The sequence below is a fragment of the Streptomyces sp. NBC_01520 genome, from assembly GCF_045040375.1.
Taxonomy (GTDB): Bacteria; Actinomycetota; Actinomycetes; order Streptomycetales; family Streptomycetaceae; genus Streptomyces.
In genome coordinates this window covers 4,692,132-4,704,340 of sequence record NZ_CP109404.1, presented here as the reverse complement: position 1 = coordinate 4,704,340, position 12,209 = coordinate 4,692,132, and the positions used below count along the sequence as shown (strand labels likewise).

The following is a 12,209-nucleotide window of genomic DNA, read 5'->3' as shown; positions in this document are numbered from 1 at the left end:
CGACTGGATGCGGTCACCGGTCGACGCCTCCCATCACGGGGTCGATGGACGCGACGGCGACGATGACGTCGGCGACCTGGCCGCCCTCGCACATCGCCGCCATGGCCTGCAGGTTGGTGAAGGACGGGTCGCGGAAGTGGACCCGGTAGGGGCGGGTACCGCCGTCCGAGACGATGTGCACGCCGAGCTCGCCCCTGGGCGACTCTATGGCGGTGTACGTCTGTCCGGCCGGGACCCGGAAGCCCTCGGTCACCAGCTTGAAGTGGTGGATCAGGGCCTCCATGGAGGTGCCCATGATCTTCTTGATGTGGTCGAGCGAGTTTCCGAGGCCGTCGGGTCCGAGCGCGAGCTGCGCGGGCCAGGCGATCTTCTTGTCGGCGACCATGACCGGACCCGGCTCCAGCCGGTCCAGGCACTGCTCGATGATCCTGAGCGACTGGCGCATCTCCTCCAGGCGGATGAGGAAGCGGCCGTAGGAGTCGCAGGTGTCCGCGGTGGGCACGTCGAACTCGTAGTTCTCGTAGCCGCAGTACGGGTCGGTCTTGCGCAGGTCGTGCGGGAGTCCGGCGGAGCGCAGGACCGGGCCGGTGGCGCCGAGCGCCATGCAGCCGGCCAGGTCGAGGTATCCGACGCCCTGCATGCGGGCCTTGAAGATCGGGTTGCCGGTGGCGAGCTTGTCGTACTCCGGCAGGTTCTTCTTCATGGTCTTCACGAACTCGCGGATCCGGTCGACCGCGCCCGGGGGCAGGTCCTGGGCGAGTCCGCCGGGCCGGATGAACGCATGGTTCATCCGGAGGCCGGTGATCAGCTCGAAGAGATCGAGAATCAGTTCACGATCGCGGAAGCCGTAGATCATGATCGTCGTCGCGCCGAGCTCCATGCCGCCGGTGGCGACGCACACCAGGTGCGAGGAGATCCGGTTGAGCTCCATCAGCAGGACGCGCAGGACGCCGGCCCGGTCGGGGATCTGGTCCTCGATGCCGAGGAGCTTCTCGACCCCGAGGCAGTACGCCGCCTCGTTGGAGAGCGGGGTCAGGTAGTCCATGCGCGTGACGAAGGTGGTGCCCTGCGTCCAGTTCCGGAATTCGATGTTCTTCTCGATGCCGGTGTGGAGGTAGCCGATGCCGCAGCGGGCCTCCGTGACGGTCTCGCCGTCGATCTCCAGGATCAGCCTCAGCACGCCGTGCGTGGACGGGTGCTGGGGGCCCATGTTGACGATGATGCGTTCGTCGTCCGCCTTCGCGGCGGACTCGACGACCTCGTCCCAGTCGCCGCCGGTGACTGTATATACAGTCCCCTCGGTCGTGGAGCGCGGTGTTGCACGGGGAGTGGTCATCAGCTGTACGACCTCCGCTGGTCCGGAGCCGGGATCTGGGCGCCCTTGTACTCGACGGGGATGCCGCCGAGCGGGTAGTCCTTGCGCTGCGGGAAGCCCTGCCAGTCGTCCGGCATCATGATCCGCGTCAGGGCGGGGTGCCCGTCGAAGATCAGCCCGAAGAAGTCGTAGGTCTCGCGCTCGTGCCAGTCGTTGGTCGGATAGACCTCGACGAGGGACGGGACGTGCGGATCACTGTCGGGGGCGGACACCTCCAGGCGGATCAGCCGCCCGTGGGTGAGCGACCGCAGGTGGTAGACCGCGTGCAGCTCGCGGCCCTTGTCCCCGAGGAAGTGCACGCCGCTGACGCCCGTACACAGCTCGAAGCGCAGGGCCGGGTCGTCGCGGAGGGTGCGGGCGACCTGGAGCAGGTGCTCGCGGGCGATGTGGAAGGTGAGTTCGTCACGGTCGACGACCGTCTTCTCGATGGCGTTGGCGGGGAGCAGGTCCTGTTCCTCCAGGGCCCCTTCCAGCTCGTCGGCCACTTCGTCGAACCAGCCGCCGTACGGTCGGGACGAGGCGCCCGGCAGGGTCACGGTGCGGACGAGTCCGCCGTAGCCCGAGGTGTCGCCGCCGTTGTCGGCGCCGAACATCCCCTTGCGTACGCCGATGACCTCACCGGAGTCGTCGCGCGGGACGGGCACCTGGCCGCTGTTGCTGTCGGGTTCGTCGCTCATCGCAGCAGCCCCTTCATCTCGATCAGGGGAAGTGCCTTGAGGGCCGCCTCCTCCGCCTCGCGGGCGGCTTCCTCTGCGTTGACCCCGAGCTTGGAGCCCTGGATCTTCTGGTGGAGCTTGAGGATCGCGTCGATCAGCATCTCGGGACGCGGCGGGCATCCCGGCAAATAGATGTCGACCGGGACAATATGATCAACACCCTGCACAATGGCGTAATTGTTGAACATACCGCCCGACGATGCGCAAACCCCCATGGAGATGACCCACTTGGGGCTCGGCATCTGGTCGTAGACCTGCCTCAGAACGGGCGCCATCTTCTGGCTGACCCGTCCCGCGACGATCATCAGATCCGCCTGCCGCGGCGAGCCACGGAAGACCTCCATCCCGAAACGGGCCAGGTCGTAGCGCCCGGCTCCGGTCGTCATCATCTCGATGGCGCAGCAGGCGAGGCCGAAAGTGGCGGGGAAGACGGACGACTTCCGCACCCACCCGGCGGCCTGCTCGACAGTGGTCAGCACAAAGCCGCTCGGCAGCTTCTCTTCGAGTCCCATGGTGTGCCCCTCAGCCCCTCAGTCCCATTCCAAGCCGCCCCGGCGCCACACATACGCGTAGGCGACGAAGACGGTGAGCACGAAGAGCAGCATCTCCACGAGCCCGAAGATCCCCAGGGCGTCGAAGGTGACCGCCCAGGGATAGAGGAAGACGATCTCGATGTCGAAGACGATGAACAGCATCGCCGTCAGGTAGTACTTGATGGGGAAGCGGCCGCCTCCGGCTGGAGTGGGGGTGGGTTCGATACCGCACTCGTACGCTTCGAGCTTTGCTCGGTTGTACCGCTTAGGGCCGATAAGCGTGGCCATGACCACGGAGAAGATCGCAAACCCTGCCCCGAGGGCGCCGAGCACGAGGATGGGCGCGTAGGCATTCACGCTCCTCGCTCCTTCCAGTCGTCCTTGACCGTTGGACCGCATCGGGCGACCGGCTCGCCACCTCACCAAGATCGTGCACATGTGAGGCAGTTCACAAGCCCGACTGCCCCGCATCCTATGCCCGCCATCCTGTGATCTGCGACACGGGGTACAGCAACACCTTTGTGATCTCCACCACCTGACGAACGATCATGAAGTCGGATGAGCGGTGATCTTCGCACGCGAAGCGGCCGAGTGGTTACGAGACGTGACATCTGGCGGCGTTACCGCTGGTCAAGGGCGTGCGGCACTATCAATCGACAGCCAGTACAAGCAAATTGGCGGTGGACATCGCGCGGGTGATATAGGAATCGGCCGCAAGTGACCCCACCCGGACGAGGGGTTCCGGGGTACCGATGTGGACAATGTGCACACATTCACGAACTTCCGGACGCAGGCCGCACGGAGGGGTGCCCCGGGCGGACCTCACTCCGGGACGAGCGGATGACGGGGCGACGGGGCGACGGGGCGACGGGGCGACAGGACGGTGGGACGGCGGAGCGGACCGGCACGCCGGCCGAACCGCCGGCCGGCGTCGACCGGCACCGGCCGCCCGCCGATCACTCACCGGCCACCCGCCCGCCCCCCACCGACCGGCCGCCGAACAAACGGACATGACTCGCCAATAGGTCATGGGGTCGCATCAGGCCACCTCCCCGCACACCCGCCCGGGACACGGGTGCGCGGTTACCCCTCCCGGGAGAGTCATGCTGTGACCTGCATCACTCCACATACGCTTCAAGTAAAGCGAGCTTGGCCATCCGCGTGAACGGATGGTAGGCGCCGGGCAATTCGGGCGAATTACTAAAACACCGTGATCACAGCCTTGATAGCGGTTGCCCGTTTTGCCCGTTAAGGCGTCAATAAAGGCCTCAGATAAGCGGATTCACAGATTCCGAACGTAACTGTGTCGCAACACACGTTTCTTGACGGGTACCCCCACGGCCCTGATAGCGCTAGTACCCATGTCCCACACCGCTCACATACCCAGCCACCGGAAGCCCCGCCAGAGTGCCTCGAAGACGGCACTGCGGGCCGGAGTTGCCGGTGGCGTCCTCAGCACCATCGCGGTCGCAGGTGCCGCCGGTCCGGCCCAGGCCGAGCCGGTGACCCAGACCATCGAGATGCCCACCATCACGGCCGGGCTCTCCACGACTGTCGCCGCGTCCGCCCAGGCGACGCAGCAGGTCGCTCTCGACCTGGAGACGCAGGCGCACGAGGACGCCGCGGCTGCCGTCGCCGCGAAGACGGCCAAGAAGACCAAGGCCGAGGCGGTCCGCAAGGCCGAGGCCGAGAAGAAGGCCGAGGCTGCCGCGAAGGCGAAGGCGGAGGCCGCCGAGCGTGCCTCCCGCACCGCCGAGCGCACCACGCTGAGCGCCTCCTCGGGCTCGTCGGGCTCCTCCTCGTCGCCGTCGTACTCCTCGAACGCCACGGGCTCCGCGGCGTCCGTGGTCGCGTTCGCACAGTCGCAGGTCGGCGACGCGTACGTGTCCGGTGGCACCGGCCCCAACTCGTGGGACTGCTCCGGTCTGGTCCAGGCCGCGTTCCGCACGGTGGGCGTCGACCTGCCGCGCGTCTCGCAGAGCCAGTCGACGGCCGGCACCCAGGTCTCGCTGAACAACCTTCAGCCGGGCGACATCCTGTACTGGGGCGGTGCGGGCAGCGCGTACCACGTCGGGATCTACGTGGGCGGCGGCCAGTTCGTCGGTGCGCAGAACTCCAGCACCGGTGTGGTGCAGAAGTCCCTGGACTACGACCCGCCGTCGGGTGCGGTCCGCGTTCTCTGATTCACAAAGCACGCCGGACGCTTCGGCACGGCCGAGGGCCGTCACTCCCCCGCTCGGGAGTGACGGCCCTTTCGCCTCCCGCGCCGGGTCAGTGCGTCCCGGTCCACACATCGGCCTCCGTACCCGTACCCGTACCCGCGTCCGCTCCCGTATCCGTGCCCACGTGCTCCGGCCGGCGCGGCCCCGGCACCCGGACCGCGTCCGGCACCGCCGCGTCACGGCGCAGGAGCAGGAAGCCGACCGCGCACGTGAGTCCGGCCAGCACGAAGCCGTACGGGGGTGTGGAGCCCGAGGGTTGCGTCTCGTGGACGAGCCCCGCCGACAGCACCGTCACCACGTTCCGGACGCGGCCGTCGCACGCGGTGGCCGCGATCACCGCGGTCCCCCACAGCAGGTACCACGGCTGCACCATCGGGGAGAGGGCCACCAGCGCCAGCAGCGCCAGGCCCAGGGCGTGGACCGGTTCCGTACGGCCGGTCCAGGAACGCCGGGCGAGGACTGCGATCAGTACGAGGGCGACCAGCAGCCCCAGGTTCTGCACGGCGGACCTGACCGGATCCGGATCGGTTCCGAAGAGCAGGCGCAGCAGATGTCCGAGCCCCAGCCCGAGGTCGCTGCTGACCGACAGCGCGGTGTGGATACGCCCCGCGACGCCCTGGGTCCCCAGCCAGCCGAAGCCCGTGCCGCCGAGGAGCGTCGCGAGGACGGCGACCGCCCCGGCGGCCAGTCCGGGCAGCAGACCCTTCGCCACCCGTCGTACGAGCGGGCCGGTCGCCGCCCGGCCCACGACGACGCCCACGAACAGCAGGGCCAACGCCGCGGGGGACTTGACCATCGCCGCGAGTCCGATGAGCACCGCGCCGGTGATCCACCGGCCGCGCAGGGCAAGCACCACGCCCGCCAGCATCAGGCCGGCCATCAGTCCGTCGTTGTGGATGCCGCCCACCACGTGCATGAGCAGCAGCGGGTTGAGCGCCCCCAGCCAGAGCGCGGCGCTCCCGCTACGGCCGTGCTCGCGGGCGAGCTGCAGCAGTGCCCACGCGATCAGCGCCAGCGCGCCCAGGGCGATGATCCGCAGACCCAGCACGGCGGGCACGATCGTGCCGCCCGTCACCCAGGCCACGCCTTTCGCGAGGACCAGGAAGAACGGTCCGTACGGCGCCGGGGTTTCGGTCCAGTGGCCGCCGACGCTCGCGGCGGCGTCACCGCCGGGCCCCGCGGGGTCCAGGACCGACGGCCCCACGCTGTAGACGTCGTGGCCTTCGAGGACCATCGCGCCCTGGGCGATGTAGCTGTAGACGTCGGCGCTGTAGAGCGGCGGCGCCAGGACGAACGGTGCCGCCCACCAGACGAGGGTGACGAGGCTGTGGCGGACGGAGGCGCCCGCCCTGCCGTACAGCCACCAGGAGACGACGAGCAGCGTCAGGCCGCCGTACGCCAGTGCGTAGCCCGCGGCGGTCGCAGCGGGCCCGTGCGGGACCCACAGGCCCCACGGGTCATGGGCCGGCAGGGTGCCGACGGCCCAGCCTCCCGCCACTGCCGCCGCCGCGCCTGCCGTGCCCAGTCGGCGGTATGCGCCGACGTCCCATGTCCCCGTTGCCCGCATGGTCCGCAACCTATCGCAGCGGATGCGGACCGGCGCACGGTCCCCGAGGCCCCCGTCAGGCCTTCGGGGCCACCTTGGAGAGCCCGTTGATGATGCGGTCCATCGCGTCGCCGCCCGTCGGGTCGGTGAGGTTGGCGAGCATCTTCAGCGTGAACTTCATCAGGAGGGGGTGGGTCAGACCGCGCTGCGTCGCGATCTTCATGACCTTCGGGTTGCCGATCATCTTCACGAAGGCGCGGCCCAGCGTGTAGTAGCCGCCGTAGGTGTCCTTGAGAATCTTCGGGTAGTGGTGCAGGGCCAGTTCGCGCTGGGCCGGGGTCGCGCGGGCGTGGGCCTGGACGATGACGTCCGCGGCGATCTGGCCCGACTCCATGGCGTACGCGATGCCTTCGCCGTTGAACGGGTTGACGAGGCCGCCCGCGTCACCGACGAGCAGCAGGCCCTTGGTGTAGTGCGGCTGGCGGTTGAAGGCCATCGGGAGGGCGGCGCCGCGGATCGGCGCCGTCATGTTCTCCGGGGTGTAGCCCCAGTCCTCCGGCATGGAGGCGCACCACGCCTTGAGGACCTCGCGCCAGTCGAGCTCCTTGAAGGCGGAGGAGGAGTTCAGGATGCCGAGGCCGACGTTGGAGGTGCCGTCGCCCATGCCGAAGATCCAGCCGTAGCCGGGCAGCAGCCGGTCCTCGGCGCCGCGGCGGTCCCACAGCTCCAGCCAGGACTCCAGGTAGTCGTCGTCGTGGCGGGGCGACGTGAAGTACGTGCGGACCGCGACCCCCATGGGGCGGTCCTCGCGGCGGTGCAGGCCCATGTGGACGGAGAGCCGGGTGGAGTTGCCGTCGGCGGCGACGACGAGCGGGGCGTGGAAGGTGACCGGGGTCTTCTCCTCGCCGAGCTTGGCGTGGACGCCGGTGATGCGGCCGGTGCGCTCGTCCTTGATCGGCTCGCCGACGTTGCAGCGCTCGTACAGCCGGGCGCCCGCCTTCTGCGCCTGGCGGGCCAGCTGCTCGTCGAAGTCGTCGCGCTTGCGGACCAGTCCGTAGTCCGGGTACGAGGCGAGATCCGGCCAGTCGAGCTGGAGGCGGACGCCGCCGCCGATGATGCGCAGGCCCTTGTTGCGCAGCCAGCCGGCCTCTTCGGAGATGTCGATGCCCATGGAGACGAGCTGCTTGGTGGCGCGCGGGGTGAGACCGTCGCCGCAGACCTTCTCCCGCGGGAATGCCGTCTTCTCCAGGAGGAGGACGTCGAGTCCGGCCTTGGCGAGGTGGTACGCGGTCGTGGAGCCGGCTGGACCCGCCCCGACGACGATCACGTCCGCGCTGTGTTCGGAGAGGGGCTCGGTCACGGTCGGATCTCCCGAAGACTCGAATTCGCGTGCCGCGCGGCACATGTCGCGTGCAGTCTATGGGTGCCTGCTGATCATCCTCCCGAAGGGCTCCCCGATGCCGACCGTGCCTTCCCCGACCCCGTCCGTACATCTGCGCGTCCCGACCGACGAGGACGCCCTGGCCTGGCACCGGGTGTTCGACGACCCGGAGGTGATGGAATTCCACGGCGGCCGCTCGGCGGAGTTCTCCGTGTACGAGGAGTTGACCGCCCGGCAGCGCCGGCACGACGCGGAGCTCGGCCACTGTCTGTGGACGGTGCTGGACGACGCCGGTGAGGTCCTCGGTTTCACGGGCGCCCAGCCGTGGCCGCACGAGTCGTTCGGCCCGGTGGGCGAGATCGAGATCGGCTGGCGGCTGGGCCGCGCCGCGTGGGGACACGGCTACGCGACCACCGCCGCCCGCACCACGCTGGAACGGCTGCGGGACGCAGGCGTACGGGAGGTCGTGGCGATGATCAACGAGCGGAACGAGCGCTCGATGGCGGTGGCCCGGCGGCTCGGCATGCGACAGGCCGAGACGTACACGACGCCGGTCTCCCGGCTGACGGCGTACTGCTTCCGACTGGAGCTGTGAGCCGGGCGGGGCCCCGCCCGCGCACGGTGAGCCGGCGGCCCCCGCCCACGAGCCGCGAGCGGGCGGCCCCCGGTCGAAGAACGCCCCTCAGTCGCGCACGCCCCGGTGCAGGGCGACCACACCGCCCGTGAGGTTGCGCCAGGCGACCTTCGACCAGCCGGCCTTCTGCAGACGGGCGGCGAGGCCGGCCTGGTCCGGCCAGGCGCGGATCGACTCGGCGAGGTAGACGTACGCGTCCGGGTTGCTGCACACCGTGCGGGCGACCGGCGGCAGCGCCCGCATCAGGTACTCGGTGTAGACCCGGCGGAAGGGCTCCCAGGTCGGTTGCGAGAACTCGCAGATCACGACCTTGCCTCCGGGCTTCGTCACCCGGTACAGCTCGCGCAGTGCCTCGTCGGTGTCCTGGATGTTGCGCAGCCCGAAGGAGATCGTGACCGCGTCGAAGGTCTCGTCCTTGAACGGGAGTTTCGTGCCGTCGCCCGCGGTGAACGGCATCCACGGGTGGCGCTCCTTGCCGACCCGGAGCATCCCGATGGAGAAGTCGCAGGGGACCACGTAGGCGCCGGCCTGCGCGAAGGGCTGCGAGGAGGTGGCGGTTCCGGCGGCCAGGTCGAGGATCTTCTGGGCCGGCCGGGCGTCCACGGCCTTCGCTACCTCCCTGCGCCAGAGCCGGGCCTGCCCGAGGGAGATCACATCGTTGGTGAGGTCGTAGTTCGCCGCCACGTCGTCGAACATCGAGGCGACTTCGTGCGGCTGCTTGTCCAGGGATGCTCGGGTCACCCTCCCATTCAAGCAGCCCCGCCACCGGCGCCTCCCGGCGGCTTGAAGCGGACTGTGACCTTTCCGGCCCGGCGGCACTCTGTAACGGGTGAGGCACCGAGGAACCGGAGAGGCGGGCCGATGCCCGTCCCCCCGTGACCGCGCGACAACTCCTCGAAGGCGTACGGGAATGCGTACGGGAAAGCGGGCGGGAAAGCGGTTCACCCTCCGGGGTGGCTGAGCACCGCTCACCACAAGATCACAGATACTGACGGGAATATGCACACGGACCATGCGCATCGAATACGGACCGCTGCCGCCACCCGCCGCCCGGCGGGCAGGGCAGCTCCCGCCCCGCCCCGCTCCCCCGGGCGCAGGCAGTCCCGGCAGCAGGACCGGCAGCGGACCCGGGTCCGCCGCAGACGCCGGCAGAGACGCTCGATGCTCCTCCTGGTGACGCTCGCGGGCGCGGTCGCCGCGGTGTTCCTCTCCTTCGACCCGCCGTGGCAGCGGGACACCGGCCCGGCTTCCGCCGCCGACCGGGACGCCTCCCCTTCGCCCGCCCCGCCCTCCCCCACGACAGCACCCGAGGCCCCGGCCCCTCCGGAGGCCGCCGCCTCACCGAGCGTGAAGCCGTCCGCAGCGCCGTCGGTGCCCGCGTCCGGGCCCGGCACCTTCACCGTCGCCCGTCAGGGCGTGACCCCCACGGGCAAGGGCCATGCCTACCGCGTCGAGGTCGAGGACGGAAGTGGGGTCGATCCCGACCGTGCCGCCCGGGACGTCGCCGACGTCCTCGCCGACCCGCGCGGCTGGAGCAAGGGAAAGGCCCGTTCCTTCCGCCAGGTCGCCGACGGTTCCGCCGGGCTGGTGATCCGTATAGGTACCCCGGGGACGACCGACCGGCTCTGCGGCGGCTACGGCCTGAACACCCGCGGTGAGCTGAACTGCCGCGGTTCCGAGAACGTCATGGTCAACCTGCGGCGCTGGCAGCTCGGTTCACCTCAGTTCGACGGCTCACTCGCCGACTACCGTGCGCTGATCGTCAATCACGAGGTCGGCCACTGGCTGGGCCACGGCCATGAGACCTGCCCGGGTCCCGGCCGCCCGGCCCCGGCGATGATGCAGCAGATCAAGGGCCTGAAGGGCTGTGTGTCGAACGCCTGGCCCTACACGACCGGCGGAGAGTACCTGGGCGGCCCCTCGGTCCCCTGACCTCCGCGCCCGGTGCCCGCTCAGCTCGCGCGGAAGACCAGCCGCCCGCCCAGAACGGTCGCGACACACGAGGCCGCCCCTGTCCCCGCCAGCTCCCCGGCATCCCGTACGCCGAACACGGCCAGGTCGGCCGGGTCCCCGACGGCCGGTGGCCGACCGGTGTGCGCCCGCAGCTCCGCCGGGTCGCGTACGCCCGCGAGCGGGTCGAGGCGGGGCGGCCGGTCCGCGCCCGCCGCGGCGGGCCGGCGGACCCGGAGCCCGGACCGGGACACCGCCAGGCGTACCGAGGGCCGGGTGAACTCCCCGGCGACGGCGGTCGTCCCGTGCCGCAGCATCCGCTGGAGCCCGCGCCGGGCGCTCGCGCCCCACCGGGCGTCGTCCGGCGCGAGTGCGGCGACCGCGTCACCGGTCAGCGGCTCCGTGCCCAGCTCGTCCGCCTCGCGTGGGTCCGGGTGGTAGGCCGTCTCCAGCAGAGCCGTCGCCCAGGGGTTGACCAGGCCCGGGGTGATCAGCCCGGACCAGCGCCGCACCCGGGCCCGCGGGAACGCCGCGGTCACGTCCGCGTACGGGCCCACCGCGACGACGGAGCCGCCGTCCACGGCCACGGAGTCCGCCCCTTCGGGGGCGCCCAGGACCGCGTCGGCGGCATGGATCGTCAGCACGGAGAGGCTAGTTGGCGTTGAGGAGCTTGAGCTCCGGGTGCGCCGTGCCGCCCGCGATCGCCGTGGAGGAGATGTGCGAGACGACGCGCTCGTCGACCGGGTCGTTCGCCGGGTCGTCGTGGACGACGAGGTGTTCGTACGTCGTGGCGCGCTGTGCGGGCACCCGGCCCGCCTTGCGGATCAGGTCGATGATCTCCATGCGGTTCGAGCGGTGCCTGGCACCGGCCGAGGAGACGACGTTCTCCTCCAGCATGATCGAACCGAGGTCGTCCGCCCCGTAGTGCAGGGAGAGCTGGCCGACCTCCTTGCCCGTGGTCAGCCAGGAACCCTGGATGTGGGCGACGTTGTCCAGGAACAGCCGGGAGATGGCGATCATCCGCAGGTACTCGAAGAGCGTGGCCTGCGTCTGGCCCTTCAGCTTGTTGTTCTCCGGCTGGTAGGTGTACGGGATGAAGGCGCGGAAGCCGCCCGTACGGTCCTGTACGTCGCGGATCATCCGCAGGTGCTCGATGCGCTCGGCGTTGGTCTCTCCGGTGCCCATCAGCATGGTGGAGGTGGACTCGACGCCGAGGCCGTGGGCGATCTCCATGATCTCCAGCCAGCGCTCGCCGGACTCCTTGAGCGGGGCGATCGCGGTGCGCGGCCTGGCGGGCAGCAACTCGGCGCCGGCGCCCGCGAAGGAGTCGAGACCGGCGGCGTGGATCCGCTGGATGGCCTCCTCGGCCGACACCTCGGAGATGCGGGCCATGTGCTCGATCTCGGAGGCGCCCAGCGAGTGGATGACCAGCTGCGGGAACGCCTTCTTGATCGCGGAGAAGTGCTCCTCGTAGTACTCGACGCCGTAGTCCGGGTGGTGACCGCCCTGGAACATGATCTGCGTGCCGCCGAGTTCGACCGTCTCCGCGCAGCGGCGCAGGATGTCGTCGAGGTCGCGGGACCAGCCCTTGGCCGTGTCCTTGGGTGCCGCGTAGAACGCGCAGAACTTGCAGGCCGTGACGCACACGTTCGTGTAGTTGATGTTGCGCTCGATGATGTACGTCGCGATGTGCTCCGTACCGGCGTAGCGGCGACGGCGCACGGCGTCCGCGGCTGCCCCCAGCGCGTGCAGCGGTGCCGACCGGTACAGGTCGAGCGCCTCCTGGGGGGAGATCCGCCCGCCTTCGGCGGCGCGGTCGAGGACGGGCTGAAGGTCGGCCTTCTCGGTCACC

Annotated in this window: 12 protein-coding genes; 3 read left to right on the top strand and 9 right to left on the bottom strand. The window is 70.1% G+C overall.

The genetic code is table 11. The annotated features are described in order from the left end of the window. Nucleotides 1-13 precede the first annotated feature (13 nt). Genes OG524_RS21405 through OG524_RS21390 form a run of 4 tightly spaced genes read right to left on the bottom strand, consistent with a single transcriptional unit; the run spans nucleotide 14 to nucleotide 2,981 of the window. Entirely contained in the window at nucleotides 14-1,336 is a 1,323-nt protein-coding gene (locus OG524_RS21405) for an NADH-quinone oxidoreductase subunit D (RefSeq protein ID WP_405389235.1), read from the bottom strand. Next, the gene (locus OG524_RS21400; RefSeq protein WP_405389236.1) at nucleotides 1,336-2,052 is read right to left on the bottom strand and encodes an NADH-quinone oxidoreductase subunit C; all 717 of its coding nucleotides are present in this window, start codon (nucleotides 2,050-2,052) and stop codon (nucleotides 1,336-1,338) included. The genes OG524_RS21405 and OG524_RS21400 overlap by 1 nt, the downstream gene beginning before the upstream one ends. Next, the gene (locus OG524_RS21395; protein ID WP_014154689.1) at nucleotides 2,049-2,603 is read right to left on the bottom strand and encodes an NADH-quinone oxidoreductase subunit B family protein; all 555 of its coding nucleotides are present in this window, start codon (nucleotides 2,601-2,603) and stop codon (nucleotides 2,049-2,051) included. The genes OG524_RS21400 and OG524_RS21395 overlap by 4 nt, the downstream gene beginning before the upstream one ends. A gap of 18 nt (nucleotides 2,604-2,621) precedes the next feature. Continuing rightward, nucleotides 2,622-2,981 carry an NADH-quinone oxidoreductase subunit A gene (locus OG524_RS21390; protein WP_003992243.1) on the bottom strand — a complete coding sequence of 120 codons (360 nt, stop codon included), beginning with the start codon at nucleotides 2,979-2,981 and terminating at the stop codon, nucleotides 2,622-2,624. A 1,004-nt stretch (nucleotides 2,982-3,985) separates the two neighbouring features. Here OG524_RS21390 and OG524_RS21385 point away from each other — a divergent pair. Next, on the top strand, nucleotides 3,986-4,807 hold the full coding sequence (locus OG524_RS21385) for a C40 family peptidase (RefSeq protein WP_405389237.1): 822 nt from the start codon (nucleotides 3,986-3,988) through the stop codon (nucleotides 4,805-4,807). Nucleotides 4,808-4,895: 88 nt separating this feature from the next. Here the strand turns inward: OG524_RS21385 and mptB are convergent, their stop codons facing one another. Both mptB and OG524_RS21375 read right to left on the bottom strand, forming a co-directional pair. Further along, nucleotides 4,896-6,413: a polyprenol phosphomannose-dependent alpha 1,6 mannosyltransferase MptB gene (gene mptB, locus OG524_RS21380; RefSeq protein ID WP_405811519.1), complete on the bottom strand. Its 1,518-nt coding sequence runs from the start codon at nucleotides 6,411-6,413 to the stop codon at nucleotides 4,896-4,898. Nucleotides 6,414-6,468: 55 nt separating this feature from the next. Beyond that, the gene (locus tag OG524_RS21375; protein ID WP_405389239.1) at nucleotides 6,469-7,752 is read right to left on the bottom strand and encodes a geranylgeranyl reductase family protein; all 1,284 of its coding nucleotides are present in this window, start codon (nucleotides 7,750-7,752) and stop codon (nucleotides 6,469-6,471) included. Between the two features lie 97 nt (nucleotides 7,753-7,849). Here OG524_RS21375 and OG524_RS21370 point away from each other — a divergent pair, with 97 nt between their 5' ends. Further along, nucleotides 7,850-8,368 (top strand): GNAT family N-acetyltransferase, encoded by a 519-nt coding sequence (locus tag OG524_RS21370; RefSeq protein ID WP_405389241.1) that lies wholly within the window; start codon nucleotides 7,850-7,852, stop codon nucleotides 8,366-8,368. A gap of 87 nt (nucleotides 8,369-8,455) precedes the next feature. Here OG524_RS21370 and OG524_RS21365 read toward each other — a convergent pair whose 3' ends face one another. Then, nucleotides 8,456-9,148, bottom strand: a complete 693-nt coding sequence (locus OG524_RS21365) for a demethylmenaquinone methyltransferase (RefSeq protein ID WP_405811518.1) — start codon at nucleotides 9,146-9,148, stop codon at nucleotides 8,456-8,458. A 258-nt stretch (nucleotides 9,149-9,406) separates the two neighbouring features. Between OG524_RS21365 and OG524_RS21360 the strand changes: the two genes are divergently transcribed. Beyond that, a complete protein-coding gene (locus OG524_RS21360) occupies nucleotides 9,407-10,339 on the top strand; it encodes a DUF3152 domain-containing protein (protein WP_405389243.1) in 933 nt (310 codons plus the stop codon). 20 nt (nucleotides 10,340-10,359) lie between these two features. Here the strand turns inward: OG524_RS21360 and OG524_RS21355 are convergent, their stop codons facing one another. Together OG524_RS21355 and mqnC are read right to left on the bottom strand one after the other, a co-directional pair. Then, the gene (locus OG524_RS21355; RefSeq protein ID WP_405389244.1) at nucleotides 10,360-11,001 is read right to left on the bottom strand and encodes an imidazolonepropionase-like domain-containing protein; all 642 of its coding nucleotides are present in this window, start codon (nucleotides 10,999-11,001) and stop codon (nucleotides 10,360-10,362) included. A gap of 7 nt (nucleotides 11,002-11,008) precedes the next feature. Continuing rightward, complete coding sequence (gene mqnC / locus OG524_RS21350) at nucleotides 11,009-12,208, bottom strand: cyclic dehypoxanthinyl futalosine synthase (protein ID WP_405389245.1); 1,200 nt, start codon at nucleotides 12,206-12,208, stop codon at nucleotides 11,009-11,011. Nucleotide 12,209 lies beyond the last annotated feature (1 nt).

What these genes read in the sequence shown, in the direction of transcription:
- OG524_RS21360 (WP_405389243.1), top strand. Translation starts at nt 9,407, where the DNA reads ATGCACACGGACCATGCGCATCGAATACGGACCGCTGCCGCCACCCGC.
- OG524_RS21370 (WP_405389241.1), top strand. Translation starts at nt 7,850, where the DNA reads ATGCCGACCGTGCCTTCCCCGACCCCGTCCGTACATCTGCGCGTCCCG.
- OG524_RS21395 (WP_014154689.1), bottom strand. Translation starts at nt 2,603, where the DNA reads ATGGGACTCGAAGAGAAGCTGCCGAGCGGCTTTGTGCTGACCACTGTC.
- OG524_RS21405 (WP_405389235.1), bottom strand. Translation starts at nt 1,336, where the DNA reads ATGACCACTCCCCGTGCAACACCGCGCTCCACGACCGAGGGGACTGTA.
- OG524_RS21385 (WP_405389237.1), top strand. Translation starts at nt 3,986, where the DNA reads ATGTCCCACACCGCTCACATACCCAGCCACCGGAAGCCCCGCCAGAGT.
- mptB (WP_405811519.1), bottom strand. Translation starts at nt 6,413, where the DNA reads ATGCGGGCAACGGGGACATGGGACGTCGGCGCATACCGCCGACTGGGC.
- OG524_RS21400 (WP_405389236.1), bottom strand. Translation starts at nt 2,052, where the DNA reads ATGAGCGACGAACCCGACAGCAACAGCGGCCAGGTGCCCGTCCCGCGC.